Annotated in this window: 23 protein-coding genes; 13 read left to right on the top strand and 10 right to left on the bottom strand. The window is 60.3% G+C overall.

What is annotated here, in order from left to right; all coding sequences use genetic code 11:
* Positions 1 to 4: 4 nt before the first annotated feature.
* Positions 5 to 1,063: a hypothetical protein gene (locus OOZ53_RS21745; RefSeq protein WP_271091844.1), complete on the bottom strand. Its 1,059-nt coding sequence runs from the start codon at positions 1,061 to 1,063 to the stop codon at positions 5 to 7.
* A 292-nt stretch (positions 1,064 to 1,355) separates the two neighbouring features.
* Here OOZ53_RS21745 and OOZ53_RS21740 point away from each other — a divergent pair, with 292 nt between their 5' ends.
* Positions 1,356 to 2,528, top strand: a complete 1,173-nt coding sequence (locus OOZ53_RS21740; RefSeq protein ID WP_271091843.1) for a Mur ligase family protein — start codon at positions 1,356 to 1,358, stop codon at positions 2,526 to 2,528.
* Here the strand turns inward: OOZ53_RS21740 and OOZ53_RS21735 are convergent.
* Positions 2,519 to 3,502, bottom strand: coding sequence for a formyltransferase family protein (locus OOZ53_RS21735; protein ID WP_271091854.1), 984 nt, complete (start codon positions 3,500 to 3,502; stop codon positions 2,519 to 2,521). The two genes, OOZ53_RS21740 and OOZ53_RS21735, sit on opposite strands and share 10 nt — an antisense overlap.
* Here OOZ53_RS21735 and OOZ53_RS21730 point away from each other — a divergent pair.
* Positions 3,481 to 4,338, top strand: coding sequence for a glycosyltransferase family 25 protein (locus OOZ53_RS21730; RefSeq protein WP_271091842.1), 858 nt, complete (start codon positions 3,481 to 3,483; stop codon positions 4,336 to 4,338). The two genes, OOZ53_RS21735 and OOZ53_RS21730, sit on opposite strands and share 22 nt — an antisense overlap.
* A gap of 15 nt (positions 4,339 to 4,353) precedes the next feature.
* Here OOZ53_RS21730 and OOZ53_RS21725 read toward each other — a convergent pair whose 3' ends face one another.
* The 3 genes from OOZ53_RS21725 to OOZ53_RS21715 form a co-directional block, all read right to left on the bottom strand.
* A complete protein-coding gene (locus OOZ53_RS21725) occupies positions 4,354 to 5,271 on the bottom strand; it encodes a polysaccharide pyruvyl transferase family protein (protein WP_271091841.1) in 918 nt (305 codons plus the stop codon).
* Between the two features lie 403 nt (positions 5,272 to 5,674).
* Entirely contained in the window at positions 5,675 to 6,967 is a 1,293-nt protein-coding gene (locus OOZ53_RS21720; protein WP_271091839.1) for a lamin tail domain-containing protein, read from the bottom strand.
* Positions 6,968 to 7,128: 161 nt separating this feature from the next.
* Positions 7,129 to 9,339 carry a CHASE2 domain-containing protein gene (locus OOZ53_RS21715; RefSeq protein WP_271091837.1) on the bottom strand — a complete coding sequence of 737 codons (2,211 nt, stop codon included), beginning with the start codon at positions 9,337 to 9,339 and terminating at the stop codon, positions 7,129 to 7,131.
* Between the two features lie 150 nt (positions 9,340 to 9,489).
* Here OOZ53_RS21715 and OOZ53_RS21710 point away from each other — a divergent pair, with 150 nt between their 5' ends.
* Together OOZ53_RS21710 and OOZ53_RS21705 are read left to right on the top strand one after the other, a co-directional pair.
* Positions 9,490 to 10,764: a tetratricopeptide repeat protein gene (locus OOZ53_RS21710; protein WP_271091836.1), complete on the top strand. Its 1,275-nt coding sequence runs from the start codon at positions 9,490 to 9,492 to the stop codon at positions 10,762 to 10,764.
* A gap of 30 nt (positions 10,765 to 10,794) precedes the next feature.
* Positions 10,795 to 11,736, top strand: a complete 942-nt coding sequence (locus OOZ53_RS21705; RefSeq protein ID WP_271091835.1) for a FecR family protein — start codon at positions 10,795 to 10,797, stop codon at positions 11,734 to 11,736.
* 87 nt (positions 11,737 to 11,823) lie between these two features.
* Here the strand turns inward: OOZ53_RS21705 and OOZ53_RS21700 are convergent, their stop codons facing one another.
* From OOZ53_RS21700 to OOZ53_RS21690, 3 genes are read right to left on the bottom strand one after another with little or no spacing between them, the layout of a single operon-like run.
* Positions 11,824 to 12,549 carry a copper homeostasis protein CutC gene (locus OOZ53_RS21700; protein WP_271091834.1) on the bottom strand — a complete coding sequence of 242 codons (726 nt, stop codon included), beginning with the start codon at positions 12,547 to 12,549 and terminating at the stop codon, positions 11,824 to 11,826.
* A complete protein-coding gene (locus tag OOZ53_RS21695; RefSeq protein WP_271091833.1) occupies positions 12,546 to 13,487 on the bottom strand; it encodes an ROK family protein in 942 nt (313 codons plus the stop codon). The genes OOZ53_RS21700 and OOZ53_RS21695 overlap by 4 nt, the downstream gene beginning before the upstream one ends.
* Before the next feature lie 11 nt (positions 13,488 to 13,498).
* Positions 13,499 to 14,071, bottom strand: coding sequence for a LuxR C-terminal-related transcriptional regulator (locus OOZ53_RS21690; RefSeq protein ID WP_271091832.1), 573 nt, complete (start codon positions 14,069 to 14,071; stop codon positions 13,499 to 13,501).
* A gap of 362 nt (positions 14,072 to 14,433) precedes the next feature.
* Here OOZ53_RS21690 and OOZ53_RS21685 point away from each other — a divergent pair, with 362 nt between their 5' ends.
* The 6 genes from OOZ53_RS21685 (at position 14,434) to OOZ53_RS21660 (ending at position 20,215) form a co-directional block, all read left to right on the top strand.
* Entirely contained in the window at positions 14,434 to 15,636 is a 1,203-nt protein-coding gene (locus OOZ53_RS21685) for a substrate-binding domain-containing protein (RefSeq protein WP_271091831.1), read from the top strand.
* 141 nt (positions 15,637 to 15,777) lie between these two features.
* Entirely contained in the window at positions 15,778 to 16,545 is a 768-nt protein-coding gene (locus OOZ53_RS21680) for an ABC transporter ATP-binding protein (RefSeq protein ID WP_271091830.1), read from the top strand.
* Positions 16,542 to 17,264, top strand: a complete 723-nt coding sequence (locus OOZ53_RS21675; protein WP_271091829.1) for an ABC transporter ATP-binding protein — start codon at positions 16,542 to 16,544, stop codon at positions 17,262 to 17,264. The genes OOZ53_RS21680 and OOZ53_RS21675 overlap by 4 nt, the downstream gene beginning before the upstream one ends.
* A gap of 9 nt (positions 17,265 to 17,273) precedes the next feature.
* Positions 17,274 to 18,266: a branched-chain amino acid ABC transporter permease gene (locus OOZ53_RS21670; protein WP_271091828.1), complete on the top strand. Its 993-nt coding sequence runs from the start codon at positions 17,274 to 17,276 to the stop codon at positions 18,264 to 18,266.
* Positions 18,267 to 18,275: 9 nt separating this feature from the next.
* Entirely contained in the window at positions 18,276 to 19,379 is a 1,104-nt protein-coding gene (locus OOZ53_RS21665; RefSeq protein ID WP_271091827.1) for a branched-chain amino acid ABC transporter permease, read from the top strand.
* Positions 19,376 to 20,215: an alpha/beta fold hydrolase gene (locus OOZ53_RS21660; protein WP_271091826.1), complete on the top strand. Its 840-nt coding sequence runs from the start codon at positions 19,376 to 19,378 to the stop codon at positions 20,213 to 20,215. Before OOZ53_RS21665 ends, OOZ53_RS21660 begins: the two co-directional genes overlap by 4 nt.
* On the opposite strand, the gene OOZ53_RS21655 is transcribed toward OOZ53_RS21660, so the two are convergent.
* Entirely contained in the window at positions 20,216 to 21,058 is an 843-nt protein-coding gene (locus OOZ53_RS21655; protein ID WP_271091825.1) for an alpha/beta fold hydrolase, read from the bottom strand.
* A gap of 95 nt (positions 21,059 to 21,153) precedes the next feature.
* Positions 21,154 to 21,735 carry a TetR/AcrR family transcriptional regulator gene (locus OOZ53_RS21650; protein ID WP_271091824.1) on the bottom strand — a complete coding sequence of 194 codons (582 nt, stop codon included), beginning with the start codon at positions 21,733 to 21,735 and terminating at the stop codon, positions 21,154 to 21,156.
* 87 nt (positions 21,736 to 21,822) lie between these two features.
* Here OOZ53_RS21650 and OOZ53_RS21645 point away from each other — a divergent pair, with 87 nt between their 5' ends.
* The 3 genes from OOZ53_RS21645 to OOZ53_RS21635 are packed head-to-tail and all read left to right on the top strand — an operon-like array spanning position 21,823 to position 24,305.
* Entirely contained in the window at positions 21,823 to 22,077 is a 255-nt protein-coding gene (locus OOZ53_RS21645; protein ID WP_271091823.1) for a hypothetical protein, read from the top strand.
* 12 nt (positions 22,078 to 22,089) lie between these two features.
* Positions 22,090 to 23,247, top strand: a complete 1,158-nt coding sequence (locus tag OOZ53_RS21640) for an aromatic ring-hydroxylating oxygenase subunit alpha (protein WP_271091822.1) — start codon at positions 22,090 to 22,092, stop codon at positions 23,245 to 23,247.
* A complete protein-coding gene (locus tag OOZ53_RS21635) occupies positions 23,247 to 24,305 on the top strand; it encodes a ferredoxin--NADP reductase (protein WP_271091821.1) in 1,059 nt (352 codons plus the stop codon). Before OOZ53_RS21640 ends, OOZ53_RS21635 begins: the two co-directional genes overlap by 1 nt.
* The last annotated feature ends 160 nt before the right edge of the window (positions 24,306 to 24,465 follow it).

Raw genomic sequence — 24,465 nt, 5'->3', positions numbered from 1 at the left:
GCAACTATTCGAACCTGCCTCCCGCAAGGTGTTCGGGTATCAGATGTTGATCCGGTGCACGGCGGCATTGCGTGAACATATGATCCCGCGCGACCAGTGCGAGCGATGCCATCTTGTTGTAGTCGCGTTTTTCGCTCGTGCCTGTCGATTTGGTTTTGCCGCCCGCTTCGATTTTCTCCACAACGGCCTGCATGCGCTTGAAGGGTTCGGTTTCGAGGGTAGACATCGAAAAGAACGGCGTGTTGCGGCGCGCGACGATTGAAAGCGGCGCTGTCGGCACGCTGATATGGCCAGATTGGCCGAACCGCATCTCCACGAACATATTTCCGGCATAGACGTTGTTGGTCAAAACCACGAGCTTGCCCTGGTCAAGCAGGCCGATGATTTTCCGGGTTACGGCGGCGCCATGGTCGCGTTCAAATACAACGCGTTGCTTCAGATATCTGTTTTCGGCGCGGCGCAACGGAGCATTGATGACCGTATTTCCAAATGCGGTATCCGAGAACCCATGGTGGTCGGCGCTGACCTGCAGTGGCTCGAAACCCTGTTCCCAAAGGGCGCGCTTGCCGGCTAGGCTCTGAAATGAAAGCTGTGATGCCCAGACAATGGCGCCGTTTCCGCGTTCTAAGGCCTCCCGAAGTATCTCCGCGCCGACGAAATCAATCTTTGGATTTTTGTTGCGCGCGAGCATGTCGATCATGAACATTTGTTTGCGTCTTTGCAGGATTTCCAGATGCGATCGAAACAAAGATTCAATTTTGCTCTCATCATCAATGGAAAACACCGCCCGCATCGACTTCGCGAAACCTTCAAATTTTTTATTGCGGAGGTGACGGTAGCGAATAGATGAAGTAAACCGGTTGTAAGCAGGCCAGTAACGAACGGGAAAAACCGTTGCTAACGATGTCCCGGCGAGGTTCAGCATCTCGCGGATATCGTTCTCCGAGAAGCGCCGCTGGACCTGTGGCTTGAGTCGGCTCCGCCTGTAAAAGCGGACAGGATCGTCATCGCCGTGAGGGTGGATCTCTTTTGTCAGTTCGTATGAGAAAAAGCCTTCGGACATCATCCCAGTTTAAGCAGTTTTTCAGGGCTACGGACAGTGGTTTGCGACATGGAATTTGAAGCGCACATGAATTCCTGTTTTCTCGCTGTTGTCGCCAACACAAGACTGGTAATTAGCCGGCGAAAATAAAGCGGGCAAGGAAGAGCTGCAGTTGAGTGACAAGGGTACAAATCGGGCGAGCATCACCGATCGCATAAGGTCGCTTAACAGGCGCGACGGTACTTTACGTACTTCCATGAGGACCGTACGCAAAGGCTGGAAGAAACTGTATGCGCATTGGCGGCGCGGACGCATGCACCTGGACGCCGTCATAGCGATCACCGGCAGTTGCGGCAAGTCGACAACGGCCAAGCTGACCGCCGCCGCTTTGGAACGAAGGCAAGGTGTCTTTCTGGGGTACGGAAAGAACACGCCGAGCGGCATTCGCGGAGCCATGTTCAAGATGTCGTCGAGCGCCAGGATATGGGTGCAGGAGGTCAGCGGTCACGAGCATGATGCCATGAAGGAGGCGCTCGACTTCGTCCGGCCGACGATCGGCGTCGTGACCACCATCGGCATGGATCACATCTCGAATTTCGAATCGACCGAAGATATTGCTGTCTCCAAGGGTCAGTTGGTCGAGATATTGCCGCCCGACGGACATGCAATTCTGAACGCCGATGATCCGCTGGTGTCTGCCATGGCCGGCCGCACGCGCGCCGAGGTGATTACTTTTGGCAGCAAGGCCGATGCCGATATCCGCCTCGTTTCGAGCAGCAGCGCTTTCCCGGAACGGCTCGAATTGCGTGTTTGCGCCGGAAACGAGGTTGTTGACATTGCAACGCAATTTGTCGGCGAACGCTGGACAACGAGCATATTGGCCGCACTTGCCACCGCACATGTGCTGAATGTACCGCTCAAGCAGGCTGCCGCCGGGATCAAAAAGGTAGAGCCGCTGAGATTCAAGGACGAAGTCTACATCCACAACGGCATGACGTTCATAGCCGACACATTCAAGGCGCCGCTTTGGACAATGCAATCAAGCGTGGACATCGTCAAAACAGCCAGCGCAGCCCGCAAGGTGATGATCATCGGGACGATCTCCGATTATCGCGGGTCGGCACGGGCCAAATATGCGCGCACCGCGAAAGCGGCGCTGGACGCGGCCCAGCTTGTGATCTTTTTCGGTCACCATTCGCAACGCGTGCGACGATTGAAAGCCGACTATCCCGACCGGCTCTTCATGTTTGAGACCTACGAAGAACTCGCAGCCTTTCTGGGTGACGCTTTGAAGAAAGGCGATCTCATCTACATCAAGGCCTCGGGCGCCGACCATCTGGAGCGCATCGTGCTTGCCAGCGAAAAAAAACCAATCGCCTGTCATCTCACGAATTGCGGCCGATCGTACACCTGCAACCATTGCAAGTATCTGTACGGCAATAGGCGCTGGTACCGGCGTTTGCTCACGCGAAAGGCTCAGGCCTGATTCTCGCCGCGCCTGAATTGGTTTAGCCGGTACCGGGCAATCGATATTGCCGGGTTGGAAAAGATGGACAGCGCCTTTCGCTTGCGCAGCAATCTTATCCGGCAGTCGCGGATATCCATTTCGATGGCGAACCGTGTGACCCGCGGGTTATCTCCGGTCGGAGCGGAGATCACGGATATCTTGCGGTGAATCGGAAAATTGTCGCGTCGGCCAATCGGCGGATCGATCACCGCCCGCAGCGTCATGCCGGCGGGCATCGAAAGCAGTCGCCGCACGTCTTCAAGCGTCTTTTGCGCCTCGACACTAAACTCCAGACGACCGCATTTTCTGTAGTTGCCCGAGCCGGGCACCTGCGCGACCGCCTCAAGATCACCCTTGAGGTAAGCCTGCAGATCCGTGCGCGCGAGATCGGCGGCGGCGAGTGCGATCCGGTAAGTCCAGACGTCGACATTCTGGCCCGAAACAGCCGGAACCTTGCGTTGCCCGATAATCGCTCCCGTGTCGATGCCGGTATCCAGCCGGTGGACGGTTATGCCGCCATATCTGTCCGCCTGCCCGTCCGCCAGAAGGCTGAGCGTTGGCTTGGGTCCCTTGTAATGCGGCAGAAGGGCTGGATGGACATTGACCGCCCTCCTGCCGAACGCCTCGATCATCCAGCCCGGAATGATTTGATGTGTCATCAACGTTATCAGGGTGTCAGCCTGCACGCCTGACAGTAAACCGCTTGATTCTTCCGTATTTCTTAAGGGTTCGTTTCGAACTACAGGTATTTTATGCTTCTTGACCAGTTCTTGTAGTGTTGGTACTGAGCTTGCCAAAGAAACGACTTTCTGCACAGTGCCGGACGACAAAGATTTTTGATCTCTTGTCCAGAGAGCAGCAACAGTATTGCCGCTACGGAGCCAGGCATCGACGAAAGCGGAACTGACGAGGCTGTTTTCGACAACAACGAGTGCGTGAAATCTGTTCGGCATATCAACCAATTTCTTCTCCAGCGCAATCAGCGATACACAGAATAAGGGCGAATCGGGGACCTGTGTCAGAATTTTCATTTCCCGCCTATCTTATCAATCTGAATCGCCATCCTGAGCGGCTGAAAATCTCCAGCGATGAGCTGAAATCCGTCGGTATGCGATTTCAACGAGTTGCGGCCGTCGACTATCACGATCTGGACCCGCAAGCGCTGAGCGCGGCCGTCGACAAATCACCGAAAACAAGGATCAAGCGCGATCTCAGCCCGGGAGAGGTTGCGTGCTTTCTCTCGCATCTGCGCGTGTGGCGGATGATTGCCGAGGGTCCGGCGGAAATGGCCTGGGTGTTTGAAGACGATATCTCGTTTTGCGAAAATGCCCGGGACACGATGCTGCAGATCGAATCAGGCGATCGTGACTGGGACATCCTGCGCCTTTACAGTCACAAGGCGCTCGCGCTGGAACGGATCAAGCCGCTGAACGACCGTTATTCGGTTGCGCTTTCACGCAAGATTCCGATGTCGACCGTAGCCTATGCGATATCCCGGCCGGCGGCCGAGTATTTGCAGCAGGCCATGCAGCAGATAAGCATTCCTGTCGATTCCGCGCTCAAGCAATGGTGGGTTCACGGCCTGTGCACAAAAATAGTCTCGCCTTCGGTCTGCGCGCCGCGACAGGACACCGCAACCAACAGCACGCTGGATGGTGACAGGCGATCACACAAGTCAAGGAATCCGGTGGACCGGTTTCTGTCGAATCTGCTCTATCAGACGTATTTGCGCCGGATGCGATCGTTGCACGCGGCAGACTTTCCGCGGACAAGAAAATTTCCCTGGTAGATGCCGCAGGGGCTGTCAGTTCAGCGTAACGTCGGGCAGCAATTGCGGCCAGGTGCTGACATAAGCGCCGACTTTACCGGTCTTGTTGTCGGCCGCCGCGACCTTGCGCTTCATCAGTGAAGCCAGAATGACGCCATGCAGGCGATCCGTCACGACGTGATTGCCGCGGCCCAACAGTCTTGAAGCGGCGGCGACCTTGGCCTTGGCGACACGATCAAACGCCGCAAGCCGGAGCCGCGGGGCCGGAATAAAAGATGATATTTTTCCCAGCCGGTTCATCTGCTTGATGGAACTGTCATCGCGCCAGTCGAATATCGCGCTGTCCGGCAGATTGCCGCGGGAGCGCCTCGGCAGGGCCTCGTTGTCCTTGCGAAGAAGGCCGACGGCCTCGGTTGCCGGCGTGACGTCCGAGATGCTGCACCAGTGGGCTGTGTCCGGGCAAAGTTCCGCATCGATCCCGTAGGTTTCCCGAAGCCGCTTCTGGCTGTTTGTTTCGCGCGCGAAAACCTTCAGCTGACTGCAGCGCCCGAGTATGGCCCTGGTTTCGGCGATCAGCGACGGGTTGTCGGTATCCGAACCGCGTTCCGCGACGCTCAAAGGCAGCAGAACGATACGCATATCAGCTATTTTCTCCAGCGCGCGCAGGCGCATGCGGTGATGCTTGTCATAGAGCGATCCGAAGTTTCCGCCGCCGAGAAAGAAAACCGTGCCGCGGGAAATTCTGTCACGGCATTGACGGGCGTCGAATTGCCGGACGGTCGAAACATAGGCGGGCGCGTGCCCGTAAAGGCGCTCGAGGGCCGTCCGTGCTCCGATCCAGATCGCGCAGTCCCCCGGATTGGCGTAGTTGGGATAATCTACGATCGCGTAGGGCTTTCCCAGCGCTAGACCATCAAGAGCACGCGCGATATGCTGTCTTGCAGAAACGGTCATCTGTCCCATCCAGAATACTATTCCCGCCGAACCGCTTTCGACCCAAATGGATCGAAGAGATCAACTTTTCAGATTTCAGTATTTAGCGCGGCAATACGATAATTGATAGACAAATATACGTGTTGTCTCCGCAAAAATATGCAGATGGATAATATTTTCGGATAGCGTTGGCTTTGCTGTTTTTTTGAAGGCCGGCAATTTGGGGGGTGCCCAAGCTTTCAGCCACATTCGAGAGCAAGAGACCTGCACTCAAATGGCGGTCATTCCGGTCGTGTTTTTTCCGGCGGTGACCGCAAGACTGCCTTTTACATGAAACTTGCGACGGTTGTTTTATGCCCGCCGCCTTCCGCTTCCAGAGAAACGCCTCCGGAGCGAACGGCGGCGGTAATTGCTGTAGTCCGTCTCAACCGAAGATCAGGGTCCGATTCTGCGCCCGGACCTGCGCCTTCGTATAGCTGACCTGGTGCACCGCAGTGCCGTCGCCGCTTGCAAGCGCGATGGTGCCGCCCTTGTTGGAAAGCTGCGCGCCGCGCCCCGACAGAACAGCCATATGGGTGTGGCCGGGCGCCAGGCTGATGCCTTCGATCGCGTCGAAATTGCCGTTCTTGTCGATGACCCGCCAGTCGCCGAGATCGACCGGGACCGGACCGGTGTTGATGATCGTCACCATTTCCCGGCCCGGATCGTGACCCTGCGGATTGGCGAATGCCGCGACGATGCGCACATCACCGGCACCCCCATTATCCACCGGACGTGTCGTGACCGTCGTACCGCCGGTGACGTCCTCGCCGCCACCGACGGGATCGGCCGGCCCCTGGAACACCGGATAGAATGTGCGGATGTGCATGTTATTCGCCGAGCGAAACAGCTTCATCTGGTAGCGCGCGCCCTCGATCACCGCTGTCTTCGGCGCGTTGGCACCGAGATGCGCGCGCACCGTACCAAGCGCCATCAGCCCCTCGACCGAGCAGCCGACGAAGAAGCCCCCGATCTTTTTGTGCAGCGGCCGGCTTTCGCCGGCGTCGTAGTCAGGCGCGTTCCAGCGGAACTGGATGGTGACCGATTCCGGAAAGGCCGGCTGCTTGGGATGTGCCTTCGAGCCGACATAGACAATGCGGTCGTCGGACAGGCCCGGCACAACGGAAAGACCGTCATCGACTTGTGAGGCGAACCCGTCGTCGAGATAGTATTTGTACCAGAAATGATAGCCCTGCACCTTGCTGCCTTCTTGCTCTCCGACAACGACATGCTCGAAACCGGACAGATGCGGATCGGAAGACTGCTCGAAGCGCCGGAACCAGTGATCCATCAGCGTATTGTGCCAGCGTTCGTCCGACATGGTGGTGCTGGTTCTCAGCTCCACATATTCCCGGGCGACCTTCATCGGTGCGCTCGCCACGATAGCCTCGACGAACTCGTGCCTTTCGGCCCGCTCCTGCGGTGTGTCGGTTTCCCGCGCCGCTTCCGGCAGTGCGTAATTGTTGAACAGCCTGCGGCACAATTCGTAGCTCCGTTCTTTGTGAGGCGGAATGACGGCCATCGGCAGGATACGAAGGTCCGGGTCCGCGTTTCCGCTGTCATCGGCGTCGACCTTCACATAGCCGGTTTCCTTGTTGCCCTCCTCGGATGCGAGGATCGGTTCGATGCCGTTCTCGGCCTGATCGGCCGACCATATGTCCTGATAGATATCGCCCATTGTTCATGCCTTCCGTGTTGGGACGCGGATGAAAACTGCATGCACCTGTGGAATTCGGCCCCGTAGCGGGCCGGGTGGAAGGGTAGGGGTGGCGTTCGGCGAACGATGTAGCGAATCTCACAGTGGCGGCATGTAGCGGCCGCAGCAGTTAAAGCCGGGTGCTACTTCTCCGTGAACCGGTAGACGCCGTTCCAATTGTCGGGCGGGGCGGCGGCGAAAGCCGCGAGCCGGTCGAGATAGGTCGCGTAAAGGCCGCTCAGCACCGGCGGTGCGACCTCCTTCAGCGACCGTGCCTGCTCGTAGGCCGCTTCGAAATCACCGGCGCGGTAGGTGTCCAGGAACGCCGATTGGGCGGCCGTGAGCACCTTCGGGCTTAGCCCGTTCAGCCGGCTCTCGTCGAAGACCGTGTGCAGGACCAGCGGTTCCTCGCGGCCGACGACCTGTACGCTGTCCACTTCGAGAACGATCTGCGGTCCGGGCGCCGGGGCGTCTTCCAGCACGGACTCGGCCAGCAGGACCGGCAGGCCGTAGGCTTTTGTAATGCCCTCGATGCGCGCCGCCACATTGACCGCGTCTCCGATTGCCGAGTAGTTGAAGCGTTGCATCGAGCCGAGATTGCCGACGCAGCAGGCACCGGAGTTCAAACCGATTCCGATGCGGATGTCGAAATCCTTCTCGGCGTTCAGCCGGTCAAGTCGGCGGATCATCCCGAGCGCTGCCTGTTGCGCTGCCGCGCGGTGATGCGGAACACTCAGCGGCGCGTTCCAGAACGCCATGATGGCATCGCCCATATATTTGTCGATCGTCGCGCCGGTCTTCAGCAATTCGTCGGTCATCGGCGTCAGAAAATCATTGAGAAGCCGTGTCAGGCCCTCCGGATCCAGGTTTTCCGACAGGGACGTGAAGCCGCGAATATCGCAGAACAGCAGCGTCACGTCGCGCAACTCGCCACCGAGCTTGAGCGAGTGCGGATCGGTCGAAAGCTGGTTGACCATGGCCGGCGAGAGATATCGGCCGAACGCGCCGCGGATAAAGCGTTTTTCGCGCTCGCTGCTGAGATATTGCGCGATCGTGACCGAAACGAAGACGAGCACCACTGCCAGAGACGGCAGCAGGGGATCAAGCAGCACCTGCCGTGTTGAAAACAGATACCAGGAGACAGCCAGGATCACCGCCAGGAGTGCCATGGCGAAAGCTGCTGCCATGAAAGGCTGACCGGGCCGGATGGTGAAAATCAGCACCGCCGTGACAATGATGGCGAGGAAATACTCCAGGCCGACCATGTAATCCGGCCGGTTGAGGAATGTGCCGGAGAGGATCTGATCGATCAGCTCGGCATGGACGGTGACGCCGGGGACACCGGCGCCAAGCGGCGTGACCACAAGATCGCGCAATCCGACCGCGCTGGTGCCTATGAGGACGATGTGTCCGGCGATACGGGCTTCGAGCTGCGCGCGGTCCGGGGAGTCGCTCAGCAGTTCACGGGCCGGGATCGTGTTGTTCGCCATTTCGCCGGAATAGTACAGCCACAGCTGGCCGATACCGTCTGTCGGCGCCTCGAAGGCTCCGGCCCGGATGTCGACGACGGCCGGTGCTCCGGCTTCCGCCTCGCCGCTGGCCCCGGTGCTTCTGATGACGAAGTTTGCGGCCTGTTGCGCGACACGCAGCGCCTCCATGCCGAGGGATGGATAGATCGCATCATTGCCGATGGAAATGAGCGGAACCTTGCGGACCACGCCGTCCACGGCGGGCGGAAAGCTGAAAAATCCGATCCCCGTCGCCGCCTCGTCGAATGCTTCGAGATTGTGCAGCCCGCCATGATAGGACGGCAGAATATCCTTCGGATCGCGGCCGGCATAAGCAAAGCCTGCTTTGGGCTTGGGCAGCCCGGACGTGAATTCATTGGTCAGCGCAAATCCGGTCACGGTCGGATTGCGTTTCAGGACCTCGGCAAAGACAATGTCGTTGTCGAGGGCCGGAACACCCTCGGGAAAACTGATCTGCGCGCCCGCGCGATGCAGTTCCTCCAGCGTCCGGTTCAGCGACGTCCGGTCCTTCTCGGCAAACGCCATATCGAAAGCAATAACCGCTGCGCCAAGGGCGCCAAGCGTATCGACGAGTTGCGCCAGTTGCGAGCGTGGCCAGGGCCATTGCCCGATCGCATCGATGGATTCCTCGTCAATATCGACGATCAGAATCGGCGCACCGGCCGGCGCGCGTGGTTTGAAGCTTTGGTACTCATCGAAAACGAGCGAAGACAGCCTGTCGAAGAGCGGCTTGCCGAGCGATGCGGCAATAAAAAGCAGCGCCAGCGACAAAACTCCGGCGTAAAGCGCCATGAGCTGCGGGGAGCGGCTTTTCCAGAAATACAAGTCATTCCCTCTTAATTATTACAACAATGGCAAATTCTAACTGACAGAAACATTCGTTTGATTTACAAAAGTTCTCAAATCGTCCTACTATATTTCCGAGAGGGGCGCATGTTGAGTGGGGACATGCTGAAATTATTGAAGAAAACGGCTTTGTCTACGTTTTTTTCGCTGGCGATCGTCGTATCCGCCGGCGCGCAGGATGTCACCTATCAGGACATTCTGGACAATCCGGACGATCTCGAGCTCAACTATCTTTACGCGCAGCAACAGGTCATCAAGGGTGATCTGGAACAGGCGGCGGCCGCGCTTGAGCGCGTTTTGCTGCTGCAGCCGAACTGGGACAATGCCCGCCTCTTTTACGCGCTTGTTCTTTATCGCCTCGACGATATGGCCGGCGCCAAGCGGGAACTGACTCTGCTTTCCGACCGGCCGCTGAGCGCCAGCCAGTCCAGGGAAGTGAACAAATACCTGGCGCTCGCCAGCGCCAAATCCAAGAGCACCAGGCTGACCGGCCGGATCGCGGCCGGCTTCCGGGTCGACAGCAATCCCGACCTGACGACAAGCTCCACGGTCGATCTTGACGGAAACCCGCTCGATACCGACGCCCGGGTTGACGGAGCCTTCGCGGCCGGATCCATGCTTCGGCTCGAAAGCGACCTGCCCGGCGGAACGGGCAGCTACGGCTTCGTACAGCTCAACACCAATCTTAACGAGCAATTCAGTGTCAGCGAAGCGGACTACATAACCGGCCGGATTCGGGCCGGCGCGAGCCTCTTCCACGACGATTTGCAGTTCACGCCCTACGGCGTGACACAGGTTCTGGCTTTGGACGGACAGATTTACCGCACCGATTACGGCGGCGGCGGCAGGGTCAAATACACAGTCAATCCGCAGGTATCGGTCTTTGCCGGCGGCGAGGGCGTTTACCAGAACTACGAAGCCATCTCCACCGATTCGGTCGGCAGCGCGCGCGACGGCTGGCTGGCCAAGGCAACCGGCGGGGTTTCGCTTCGCCCGACCGAGAGAAACCGCATAACCGCCCGCGTGACCGGTTATTTCAAGGACGCGCGCAACGACAGCTACAGCTATGATGCTGTCGAGATTGCCGCAAGCAGCGTCTTCCTGCTCGGGCAGGGCCAGTATGTCCTGGCGTCGGCTTCCTATCGCTGGCAGGATTACGACCAGCCGGACCCGAACTACTCGCCAACCGTGACGCGCGAGGACGAGCTGTTCAAGGCGCGTTTGGCCTATGGCATTCCGCTTGACGTGATGCTTGAGAAATTCCAGTTGCCGTCGTCCGAGGTGACGTCGAACGTCAACTTCCAGGTCGGCGTCAACTACTTGAACCAGGATTCCAACATACCCAACTTTGTAGCTGACAGCGTTTCTGCCGATATCATGCTGATCAAGCGATTTGCGAACTAATCGGGGCGAGGAAACAGACGGAGACTTGTCATGGCCGCCCTATGGAGCCGTTATCTGATCATTGCAGTCGCCGCGCTTGCGGTCGCTGATATATTTGTTCCGGCGAAGGCGCTGGCGGAAGCCAAGATCGGCGTGAGCGCCGCTGTCCGCGGCAGTGTGTTCGTCAGAAGCGGAGACGCGACCGGCCAGCGGCGGGCCAAGGTCGACGAAAGCATCCTGCTGCAGGACGAGGTTCTGACAAAGCAGCAAAGCGCCCTGCAGATCCTGTTGCTCGACCAGTCGGTGTTCACGGTCGGCGAGAACTGCGAGATGATCATCGACCGCTTCGTCTATGATCCGGACCGAAACGCCGGCGAGATGAGTGGCACCGTCCTCAAGGGCGCATTTCGGTTCATGAGCGGGCGCATCGGCAAGGCCAATCCGACGAAAGCCAACATCAACACGCCGGCTGCCACGATCGGCATCCGCGGAACGATGTTCGAGGGAGTGGTCGGTACGGATGCGATCAAGCTCGCGGCGCTTCTGGGCCTGACGACCGCCGGCGCCGACCAGGACAAGGCGGTGCTGGTGATTTTGCGCGGTCCCGGCCGCAACACGAACTCGCTGTCGAAAAGCGGCATCATCAATGTCGGCAACAGTGCCGGCCAGAAGACCATCTCTTCGCCAAACTATGCGGTGTTCGTGCCGGGTCCCGGACAGCCGCCAATCGGCCCCGTCAAGGTGACGCAGGAAGTCCTGGACTATTTCGACTTCTACCTGCGCTCGCTTCCCAACGGTCCGACGTTCGGCAATGACGAAAGCTCGGGAGAGGGCGAATCCGGGCAGGACGTGTTCAACATTCCAGACGGCGATTTCCCGCCGCTCAACGACCTCTTCATCGACGAATTGTTCGACAATCAGTTCGAGGAGTTCGATGATCACGAGGAGCCCGACTGCGAATGCAGTGAATGCTGTTACTACGATACATTGTAGAGACAGTGCCAGGTCAGAACGCGTCCGTTGCTGCCTTCGCCCCGGCGACATCGACTATAAGACCTGTGTCTGCACGGTTTGAGGTGCTCAACGGGAGTTGAGCGCGTCCCTGACCGCCCTGATTGCGTCGTGATCGGTCGCGAAGAGTGACTCGCCTGCAGAAAACCCGAGCCCTGGCACCGCCGGCTCATAGTGTCTGGTGGCCTGGCTGAAGGAGCCGTGAACGTCGCGGACACCGGTCTGTTCGACGATGGTCGCGACATTGCCGGCATTGATGCCGCCGCCTGCCATGACAGACAGCCGGTCCTGTGCATGCTCCACGCAAAGGCGGATTTCTTCAGCCCCGGCGAGCGCGGATGATGCGCCGCCCGAGGTCAGGATGCGCGCGATTCCGAGATCAGCGGCAATGTCGATGGCCAGCACCTTGTCGTCGACGAGGTCGAAAACACGATGGAGTGTGATGCTGAGGCCGCCTGCCGCTTCGACGAGCGCCTCCATCGACGTTTCGTCGAGCCAGCCGCCGGCCCCCGCGCCGATCACCACACCGGCAAGGCCGACTTCGCGGCAAGCCTGCACATCGTCGATCATCTGCTCGACTTCGTCGCGGCTATAGTCGAAATCACCGCTGCGCGGCCGGATCAGCGCGTGCACCGGAACGGCGATCTCCGCGGCCGCCATCATGAAGCCGGCGCTTGGCGTCAGGCCGCCGAGCTCGAGCGCCGAACAGAGCTCGATGCGGTCGACGCCCGCATTCGCCGCGGTTTGCAGCGATACGAGATTGTCGACGCAGACTTCCAGGCTGATCGTGCTCATGCAGCGGCCCTATCCTTGAGGATTTGTGCATAGATACCCCACAGACCACCGTTTTGACCGGTTTGACCCCTGATGACCAGCGGTTCCGGGCGCGGCCGCAACACCTTGTGCCGAACGCCGCTGTCGATGGCCGAGATGAGTGCAGTGGCGCTTGACAGCCCGCCTCCGACCGGCACGATCTCGGCGCCGGTAATATTGAGCGTCACGGCCAGTGCGTCGGTCAGCAAGGAGACATAGGAGGCCACCGTGGCGGTACACGCCGTGTCCCCGCCGGCCCAGCCGTCGATGATCGCCTTGCTGTCGCGCAGCGGATTTCCCGCAGCGGCATGCATTGCTTCCAGCCCGCGCGCGCCGCCCATGGTGTTGATGCAGCCCTTCTGGCCGCATGCGCAGGCAAACTGAGGCACGAAACCCGGTGTCGACGGATCCTGTTTCTGGATGAAGGGACCATGCCCCCATTCGCCGGCGCTGCCGCCGAAACCGCGTATCAGTTCGCCGCGATAGACTTGCGATCCGCCGACGCCGGTGCCCAGAATAATGGCGAAGACATTGTCGAATGTCCGCCCGGCGCCGAACGTCGCTTCGGCCAAAGCAAAGCAGTCCGCATCGTTTTCGATGCGTATTGCACTCTTGAGGGGCGTGCCCAGCCTGACACCGATTGCCGCTCCGAGGTCGGAACCGAAATCGACGCTCGCCAGGAACGGCAACTGTGCCGCATGCACGGATCCGTTGTCGACATCGATGCTTCCGGCGATGGAGACGCCCAGGCGATCCCTTGGCCCGATCCCGGCCGCCGCCAGCAAATCGGCGGTGCGGTCGATGAACGCGCCGTATTCCGGCGGCGTCGCCACCGCTTCGACCTCCTGAAGGTCATCGCCATTGCCGGTCGCCAGCTTGATGAAAGAACCGCCGATATCGAGGCAGTATATTTTGCTCATGTCAGTACAGCCTAGCCCGGCATGCCGCCGACATTGGACAAGAGTTCGGCGACATTGGCGGCGCCCAGTTTCTTGAGCAGCCGCGCCCTGTACGCCTCGACCGTGCGCGGCGATATTTCGAGGATGCGCGCGATGTCCTTGCTTGTGCGTCCCTCGCCCAGATGCATGACGATCTGGCGTTCGCGCATGGTCAGCGCGATCACCGGCCGCTCGTGCGAAAGGTCCGCCATGCTCCACACCGCATGCGCAAGCGGTTCATCCCGGGTCAGCGAGTTGCCGCGCACCCGGCACCAGAACAGCGAGCCGTCGCGGCGCGCCATGATGCGCTCGTCGGAGTAGCGGCCCGTCTCGCGCAGCGGCTGCAGGCCGATATTGCCGATCTTCACGAACTCGTCGAGTGACGGATAGAGGATCGCGAAGGACTGGTCGCGCAATGCATCGCCCTCATAGCCGAACATCTCCGCAAAGGCCTTGTTGTAGAACCGGATGATCCGGTGCTGGGTCATCACGATTCCGACGGGCGCTTCGTTGAAGGCCATCTCGAGCATGTCCTGCGTAGCCATGGGCGAAAGCGGCGGTCTCATGTCGTTGCGATTACATTCAAACGGATCGTATGGCCATGTTATTCGTCTACCGACCGGTCGGGTTTACGGCAGAGCGTCCAGCGATATCAGCATATGTCCCAACGCGATGCAAACGGGAAAATACAAAAGAATCAAAATCTTGCCCACACACGAATTGTCGGGAACGGGTACACGGCCGCGCTGCACCGCCCTTGGTAACGTCACCACCGGCGGTAGCGTATTTCTACCATCTTGATCGTTATGCGCCAAACGCAGGATAATTGGCCATCCATCGCACACAAGGTCCGGCGATCCACGAACCCCGTTCACGAGACGTATCGGGGGCGGTGGCGTATTGCCGCCGGTCCGGGAGGAGGAGAAACATGAAGAAGCTGGTATCCACCCTTGCCGTGGCCACGGCGCTTTCGCTGGCCGGATTTGCCAATGCCGCGGACGATCCGGTCAAGATCGCGCTCGTCCACGGTCTTTCGGGCTCGACATTCGAAGCCTTTTCCAAGCAGAGCCATACGGGATTCAAACTCGGTCTCGAATATGCGACCGACGGCACGATGAAAATCAACGGCCGCGACATCGAGATCATTGAGAAGGACACGCAGTTCAAGCCCGATGTGGCACGCGCCGTGCTCGCCGAAGCCTATGGCGACGACGATGTGCTGATTGCGGTCGGCGGAACCTCGTCGGGCGTCACCAAGGGCATGCTGCCGATTGCCGAGGAATATGAGCGTATTCTTCTGGTCGAGCCGGCCGTCGCCGATTCGCTGACCGGTCCCGATTCCAACCGCTATGTGTTCAAGACCTCGCGTAACTCGTCCATGGATATGCAGGCTCAGGCGCTGGCGCTGAAGCCGGGGCCCGACCTGCATGTGGCGACGCTCGCGGAAGATTATGCCTTCGGCAAGGACGGTATCGCCGCCTTCAAGAAGGCCCTGGAAGGTTCGGGCGCGACCATCGTCGCCGAGGAATACGTGCCGCTGAAAACGACCGACTTCACGGCGGCTGCCGAACGCATGTTTGCGGCGCTGAAGGACAAGGAAGGCCGCAAGGTCATCCTGATCTACGTCGCAGGCGGCGGCGATCCCATGGGCAAGATCAAGGCGATGCAGCCCGAGCGCTTTGACATTGAGATCTCCACTGGCGGCCATATTCTTCCCGTTTTGCCGACCTACAAGCGCGTGCCGGGCATGGAAGGCGCCATCTACTACTATTTCGAGAACCCGGACAATCCGATCAATGACTGGCTGGTCGCGGAACACCAGAAGCGCTTCGGCTCGCCGCCGGACTTCTTCACCGCCGGCGGAATGGCGGCCGGACTGGCCGTTGCCAAGGCGCTGCAGAGCACCGATGACTGGGACACCGAAAGCCTGATCGAGACCATGCAGGGCATGTCCTGGGACACACCCAAGGGCCAGATGACCTTCCGCCCGGAAGATCACCAGGCGCTGCAGTCCATGTATCACTTCAAGATCAAGGTCGATGACAGTGTCGACTGGGCCATCCCCGAGCTTGTCCGCGAGATCAAGCCGGACGAGATGGAAATCCCTGTCGGCCGCAACAACCAGGAATAGGGTTTCGCGCCCTGGGCCTTCCCGTAGCCGCACCTGCGGCAGCGGGGAGGTTCGGACCCGCCGGATTGGCGATGGCGCCGATCTTCTGACCCTGCGATCCGACATCGGCCATTTGCAAAATCCGAAACAACGGTGGACGCCATGACCTCCGCATCCTTGCGCACCGAGGATCTGACCATCCGTTTCGGCGGCCATGCCGCCGTCAACATGGTGACCTGCGCCTTCAAGGCCGGTGAGCTGACTGTCATCGTCGGCCCGAACGGCGCCGGAAAGACCACCTATTTCAATCTGATTTCCGGTCAGTTGAAGCCGTCGTCAGGGCGCATCTTCAAAGGCGATGACGATATCACCGCGCTCAGTGCGTCAGCCCGCGCGAAATCCGGTATCGGCCGGGCCTTTCAGCTGACAAACCTGTTTCCGCAGCTTTCGGTGCTGGAGAATGTCCGCCTTGCGGTCCAGGCGCAGCACGGGCTGGGGCCGGTCATCTTCCGCAGCGCCCGGTCCTTCGCCAACCTGCGCGACGAGGCCTATGCCTATCTCGAGGCGACGCGCCTGCAGGCCGCTGCCGCACTGCCGGTCACGGCATTGCCCCATGGCGATCAGCGCAAGCTGGAGATCGCGCTTCTTCTGGCGCTCAAACCCGATATCTTTATGTTCGACGAGCCGACGGCCGGCATGTCCGTCGACGAGGCGCCGGTCATTCTCGAATTGATCGAGGAGATCAGAAAAGACACCGGCAAGACGATCCTGCTGGTCGAGCACAAGATGGACGTCGTGCGCTCGCTCGCCGACCGCATCATCGTGCTGCACAATGGGGAACTGGTCGCCGACGGCATGCCCGACGAAGTCATCGCCTTGCCGCTGGTTCGCGACATCTATCTCGGCATGCCGGCGGAGGATGCCGCATGACGTCCCCGATCCTCGAACTCGATGGCGTCAGCACCGACATCGCCCAGTACCACATCCTGCACGACATTTCGCTCACCGTGCCCGAAGGCGGCGTTCACGTGCTCCTCGGCCGCAATGGAGCCGGCAAGACCACGACACTGCGCACCATCATGGGCCTGTGGCAGGCGCGTGCCGGTGTCATCCGGTTCCGGGGTGACGATATAGCGGCCTTGCACACCAGCGACATTGCCCGAAAGGGCATCGCCTTCGTGCCCGAGAATATGGGCATCTTCGGCGGCCTGACCGTGGAAGAGAACATGCGTCTTGCCACCCATGACGGCAGCTTCGACCGCGATCGCCTGGCGCGCATCTATGCGCTGTTTCCGGCGCTTGAGACATTCTGGACCAAATCCGCCTGGTCGCTGTCCGGCGGACAGAAGCAGATGCTGGCGATCGCCCGGGCGATCATCGAGAAGCGTGACCTCATTCTCATCGATGAGCCGACGAAAGGTCTCGCGCCGGCGATTATCCTTTCCATGGTCGACGCCTTCCGGGAAATCGCCAGGGAAACGACGATCCTGCTGGTCGAACAGAATTTTCTCTTCGCCAAATCGCTGGGTCAGACGGTGGCCGTCATCGATGACGGGCGCATCGCGCACACCGGCACAATGGCCGAACTTGTCGAGGACACCGCGCTGCAGACACGGCTGCTCAGCCTGTCGCTCGATGCGCATCAGTAGGGGGCCGACATGAACTCAATCACCAGCGCATTCGAACGCTACGGCGGCATCAACCTTCTGCCGGTCCTGCTGGCGCTGATCGCCTTCCTGCTCATCGGCTCGCCTTCGACCTGGGTCACGCTGACGGTCGCCGGCCTTGCCATGGGCATGATGATCTTCCTCATGGCGTCCGGTCTCAGCCTCGTCTTCGGGCTGATGGATGTGCTCAATTTCGGCCATTCGGCTTTCATTTCCTTCGGCGCTTTCATCGCTGCGTCCGTGCTTGCGGCGCTGACGGCATGGGTTGCGGCGGACAGCGTCATTCTCAATCTCCTCGCCCTTCTTCTGGCAATCGCCGCGGCGGCGCTGTTCGGCCTGATTGCCGGCTGGGCGTTTGAGAAGGTCATCATCAAGCCGGTCTACCGCGATCACTTGCGCCAGATCCTGATCACCATGGGCGCGCTGATCGTCGCCGAGCAGATCATCCTGGCGATCTGGGGCGGCTCGCCCATTTCCGTGCCCCGGCCACATTTCCTGTCCGGCTCGCTGATCATCGGCGACGTCTCCATCGAGCTCTATCGATTGTTCGCCTTCGTCCTGGGTCTTATCGCCTATGTCTCGCTTTACGTGATCCTCAACCGGACCCGCGTCGGTCTTCTGGTGCGCGCCGGCGTCGAGAACCGCGAGATGGTCGAGGCGCTGGGCTTTCGCATCGACCGGCTTTTCGTCGGCGTCTTCGTGCTCGGCTCGGCGCTGGCGGCGATCGGCGGGGCCATGTGGGCGGGCTATGAGACGCTGATCACCGCCGCCATTGGCTCGGAGATGATGATCATCGTCTTCATCGTCATTATCATCGGCGGGCTGGGGTCCATCGAGGGCTCGCTTCTGGGCGCCATCATGGTCGGGCTGATGGGCAACTACGTTGCCTTCCTGGCGCCCAAGATGGCGCTGGCCTCCAACATGATCCTCATGATGGCAATCCTGCTGTGGCGGCCCTACGGCCTGCGGCCGGCGGTGAAATAGGGGCGGGACATGAGCGACATTGCCATCGATACCAACGCGAATGCCGCGCGCGGCCGCACCGGCCGCCTGGTCGTCTACGCCATCATCGGCGCGATCGGCATCTGCCTGTTCCTGGCGCCCTTCCTGTTTCCGGATGTACGCAGCCAGGAGGTGGCGGCGCGCATCTGTATCTTCATCGTGCTGGTCGCCAGCTACGATCTGCTTATCGGCTATACCGGCATCGTCTCCTTCGCCCACACCATGTTCTTCGGGCTCGGCGCCTACGGAACCGCGATCGCGCTGAAGCTGATGGGCCCCGGCTGGGATGCGATCCTGCTCGGCGGCGCGCTGGGTCTGGTGGTTTCCCTGATCCTTGCCGCGCTTGTCGGTCTCCTGTCCTTGCGTGTGAAGGCGATCTTTTTCGCCATGGTCACGCTTGCGGCCGCGTCCGTAATGGCGGTGATGGCCAGCCAGTTCTCCGATTTCACCGGCGGCGAGGACGGCATCATCTACAAGGTTCCGAAGCTCTTCTCGCCGGCGACCAAGCTGCTGACCGACGAGGACGGAAAAGTGTTGCGCATCTTCGGCGCCAAGGCCAACGGCAAGATGGCGGCCTATTATTTCGTCTTCTTCGGCTCGCTCATCCTCTATTTCATCATGCTGCGGATCGTCGCCTCGCCCCTCGGCACGGTTCTTGAAGCCATCCGGGAGAACGAGATGCGGGCCGAGGCGCTCGGTTACCGCGTCGTCCTCTATCGCACGGCGATCTTCTGCATCGCCGCGCTGATCGCGGCAGGCGCCGGGATCCTTCGCGCCGTGTGGCTGAAATATACCGGCCCCGAGACCTCGCTTTCCTTCGCCATCATGATCGACATCCTCCTGATGGTCGTTATCGGCGGCATGGGCACCATGACCGGCGCGATTATCGGCGCGACGCTCATGAGCCTCGCCCAGTTCTACCTGAAGGACCTGATGCAGCTGGCATCCGAGGCAACCGCCGGCATTCCGCTTCTGCCGGAACTGCTGGCGCCGGACCGCTGGCTCCTGTGGCTCGGCGTCCTCTTCATCCTGCTCGTCTATTTCTTCCCGGCGGGCATTGTCGGAACACTCAGCAGGAAAGGCGGGCACCCATGACCGGTCGGCGTTCCGTTTATATCGAGGCCGGCGGCCATGAATTGCATGTCAGCGAATGGGGCGACCCGGCCAGACCCTTCGTCATGATGTGGCACGGCCTTGCGCGCAACGGCCGTGATTTCGACGAGGTCGCCTCGGAGCTCTCCAATGACTATTTCGTCGTCTGTCCCGACACGATCGGCCGTGGTCTCTCAAGCTGGTCGAAGTCGGGCGGCGCCGATTACAGCCTTCCGGTCTATGGCGAGAACGCCGTTGCGATCCTCGACCATTATGGCGCCGGGAGTTTGCGCTGGGTCGGCACCTCCATGGGTGCGCTGATCGGCATAAGGCTGGCGGCCGAGGCCCTGAAGGGCCGCATGACCCACCTCGTCATCAACGATATCGGGCCGGACATCCCGCTGGCGGCGCGCCTGCGCATTGCCGCTTATGTCGGCAAGCCGCCCGCCTTCGACACGATTGTCGAGATGGAGGACTGGCTGCGCACCAGCTACGCGCCCTTCGGTGACAATCCGGACAGCTTCTGGCGCCGCCTGATCGACACGTCCGTGCGTCGCGACAATGCCGGCCGCATCACCGTGCACTACGATCCGCTGATCGCGTCGCAATTCACCACCCACAAATCCGATCTCGATGTCTGGCCGCAATATGATGCGATCGAGGCGAAAACCCTTTTGATCCGCGGTGCGCTTTCGGACGTTCTGCCGAAGTCGGTCGCCGATGACATGCGCGCCCGTGGACCCCGCCCGGACTATGTCGAGATTCCCGGCGTTGGCCATGCGCCGACATTTGTCGACGCCGAACAGCAGACGCTGTTGAAACGGTTCCTGGCGGAATGATCAGGCCGGGTTGGCGCTTTCGGTACTTTCGGCATCGGATGTCTCAACGCCGGCCAGGAATTGCTCCAGTGCGCGATTGACCTCCTGTGGCGCCTCGATCGTCGATGAATGACCGGCACGCTCGATCCTGACGAGTTTCGAGCCGTCGATCGCCGCATGCATCCTCTCCGACTTCTCAGGAACCGTTGCGACATCCTCTTCGCCGACAATGATCAGGACAGGCATGTCAATCTGTTTGATTTCATCGGTGACGCCCGCCCGCTCGACGACACCTTTCACCGCCCGCGTAATACCGATCCTGTCATTGGAGGTGATGGATTGGCGCCATTTGGCTTTTTCCGCCGCGCGATCCGGATCGTTGAGGAAAGTCTTTCCGAACATGATTGGCATGACCTGGCCCGCGACAATATTCAACCCGAACCAGCGCGCAATGAAGTTCAGCATCCGGTAGCGCGGAACGTTTGATTTTTCCTCCGGTTCGGCCGATGTCTCGACCAGGGTCAGCGACCGCAACAGTTTCGGACGCCGTGCGGCCAGACGCATGCCCACAAAGCCGCCCATGGAAAGACCGACGAAGTGGCAGGGTGCGAGGGAAAGGGTTTCGATCAGGCCGGCCGCGTCTTCGGCCAGCGTTTCCATATCGTAACCGCCCTCGGTCACGGCGCTTTTGCCTTGTCCGCGATGGTCAAACGCGATGCAGCGATATTTGCTTTTCAGTGCCGCCACCTGTGCGGCAAACATGCCGCCATTCATCAGCAGCCCGTGTGAGAAAACCACTGTTTCGGCACCGGCGCCCTCATCGGTATAGTGGATGTCCGCGCCGTTTATGTTGATTATGGGCATGATCAGCCTCCCATCGAAGTGTAGCACGATCCGCCTGATCCGGACATTCCAACGGCAGCCGCGATGGAGCTGAAGGCATCATCGGCGTTTCGGGGTCAGTCTTCCAGCGTGCAGACCAGAAGCAGCGCCGCCTCCTTTGAATTGCGCCTCAGATCGGTCATCCCGCCGAGCATCGCCAGTGAATCGACGTTGAAATAGATTCCCGTCACGCCCGTCGCCACGGCCGTAACACGTCCCTGGGCGGCGTCGGGATAGCTGTGCCGCAACACGGCGGCAATGGCCGATACGAAATCGTCAATCCAGTTTTTCATTCGCTTGGCGAGCGCCGGCCTGTCGGCCGCCGCCGCAATCAGCGCTTCAGCGACGAGAACATGCGTGTCATTGCCGTGACGAACGTCAAACAGAATATCGATCAGCACCGGCGCACGGTCGCGCTCCGGCAGTGCGGCGATCAGATCGACGACGCGCTGCTCGGATACGTCGAAGAAACGTTCCACAAGTGCATCGAAGAGAGCGTCGCGGTTGCCCACATTGTGGCGGATCAGCGCCCGGGCAAGCCCGGCCTGGCTGGCGACGCGCTCAAGCGTTGCACCCTCGATGCCGAACCGCGCGACGCATTGCTCATAGGCATTCAGGATTTCGGCGGTCCGCTCCGCCTTGATGCTCGGTCGTCCCATATCTGCTCCCGCATGATTGTCGGCCTTGACAATAAAAAATTAGTGCATATCTGTAAATTATCAATTTTGATAATAAAAGAGGATCGCATGACCGAGCTCATTGCGTACAAACCGTTCACTGTTCTGGCGATCATTGTTCTGGCTGTCGCCACGGCGATGGGCTGGATATGGATGTGGGGGCTGCTTTACATGTACTGGGCGGTGATGGGACCGCTGACCGGCAGCGCATTTGTCGTGGAATCCGTCGACAGAGACGATAATCCGGTGCTTTTCTGGATCATAAGCGCCGCCTGGTTCGCGGCCGGCATCTGGACATTCGTCAATGGGCTTGGTCTCGTCTGACAGGACATGCGCATGACAGAAGAGACAATGCTGCACCGGCTCCCGGTGGATGCCTATACGTCGCAGGCCTGGCTCGACCGCGAACAGAAAGCGATCTTCTCAAGCACCTGGCGTTACGCCGGTTTCGTCGAGGACATCTCGGAGCCAGGCCAGTACATGGCCGTCCAGGCCGGGCTCAACAACATCTTCATCGTCATGGGCCGGGACCGGCGGCTGCGGGCCTTTCACAACATCTGCCGCCACCGCGGCACACAGCTCATCCGCGCCGTTGGCAGGACACAGAAGGCGCTGACCTGCCCCTATCACGACTGGACCTATGACCTTGAAGGCAATCTGGTCTCGGTTCCCGACGAGGATCATGAATACGGCTCCGTCGACAAGTCCTGCCTCGGCCTGAAGCCGGCTGCCGTCGACTTGTGGCGCGGCATGCTTTTCGTACATCCCGATCCCGATGCGGGTTCGATCATCGAATGGTTCGGCGACGTCGAACCCATGCTGGGTCCCCACAATGTCGAGGAACTGGTCGAATATGCCGATGCCCGCAAGACCTACGAGGTCAGGGCCAACTGGAAGATCGTCGTTGAAAATTACATCGACGTCTATCACCTGTCGCATCTGCATTCCGGCACGCTCGCAATGTATGATCACGCAAAGGCCGAATACGGCTTCGTCGGGCCGCATTTCGCCTTCTGGGAGCCGCCCTCGGACGCATACGGGGCCGATATTCAGAAAAACGCGCCCTATCCGCTGGTCGTGCCGGTCGAGCAGGCGGGCGCATGGGTGCCCATGCTGTTCCCGGGGATCGGGCTTGGCGAAAGCGAGTCTGCCTGGTCGGTATTCGTCATCACGCCGCTTGCTCCTGATCTGACCCGGGTCGAAACCCGAACGCGCGTCGCCAATGCCTCCGAATGGTCGTTCGGCAAGCAGGCCAGCCGCTCGGTCGCCTTCTGGCGCGACCATATCACCGGCAAATACGCGCCCGAGGACGGCGCCGGCGAGGATGATCCGATGGTCAGCGGCGACTTCACGGCCGAGGACATCTATGCCTGCGAGCAGCAGCAGAAATCGTTGCAGAGCCCGTATTTCGAGACCGGCCCCGCCGCGAAGGGCGAGGGCCCGGTCCTCGGTCATCAGCAAATCGTGCTCGATTATGTCGAGGGACGGCGCTGATGCGTGACTTTCACCGGCTTCAGGTGCTCGAAACCCGCGAGGAAATCGACGGCCGCGCAAAGACAGTCGTTTTCGAAGTGCCGCCGCAGCGCACCGAGACGTTTGCCTGGCGGCCCGGTCAGCACATCACGCTGCGCTTCCGGTTGAACGGCGAGGAGCTCCGCCGGTCCTATTCGGTCTCCGCCTCGCCCTTTTCGGGCGAGCCGATGCGGATCACCGTCAAACGCGTGAAGAGGGGCCGCGTTTCCAACCACATCAACGATCATGTGAAAAGGGGCGATACGCTCGAGGTCATGCCGCCCTTCGGCGGCTTCTGTCTCGATCCCGGCCACAGGTTGCGGCGCACCCACTATTTCTTCGCCGGCGGCAGCGGCATCACGCCGCTCTTTGCGATGCTGAATTCCGCGCTTTGCGCCGAACCGCATTCATTTTGCCATCTTGTCTACGGCAATCAGGATGCGGGCTCCATCATCTTGCGGAGCGAGCTCGACGCGCTGCTTGTGGCGCATCCGCGCAGGCTGACAGTGTCGCATGTGCTGTCCCGGCCGTCTCTCTTCTCCTCCTTCGGCTTCTGGCGCCGCGGGCGGATCGACCGGGCGGCCATCGATGCGCATTTCAGCGAGAACCCGCCCTACGCACAGGATGCGCAATATTACGTTTGCGGTCCGGGCGCCATGAACGGCGCCGTCCGCGCCGGGCTGATGGATCTCGATGTGCCGGTGAACCGCATTCACATGGAGAGTTTCGGCGGCAACCAGATGATCGACGACAGCGTTTCCGGTGTCGCCGCAAACGCTTCCGTGCGGCTGAACGGCTCGGTGACGAATGTGCCGGTCAAAAAAGACCAGACGCTTCTTCAGGCCATGCGCGACGGCGGTCTTGATCCGCCCTTTTCCTGCCAGTCGGGCGTCTGCGGCGCCTGCGCGGCGAAACTCACCGGCGGCAAGGTCCACATGCGGGCCCGCATGGCGCTGGAGGATGCCGATGTCGCCAAAGGCAGGATCCTCACCTGCCAGTCGGTGCCCGTGACCGAGGAATTGAGCGTCAGGTTCGGCTAGAGCAATTCTGAGCTAGATTGGATCATTTGACCGTGGCGATTTTGGTTTCTGGCAAGGCGGGTTGCGCGCCGTGGTGCCAACCCACCACAAGCGCGAGCCAACGACGCCAGGGGCCAAAATCGCCCGGCCCATTTGTCTCTGATTTTCAATACGATAATCC

The organism is Allohoeflea poritis, assembly GCF_027889715.1.
Classification (GTDB): domain Bacteria; phylum Pseudomonadota; class Alphaproteobacteria; order Rhizobiales; family Rhizobiaceae; genus Hoeflea_A; species Hoeflea_A poritis.
The sequence above is the reverse complement of the archived record's forward strand: the minus strand, read 5'-3'. Positions and strand labels throughout refer to the sequence as shown.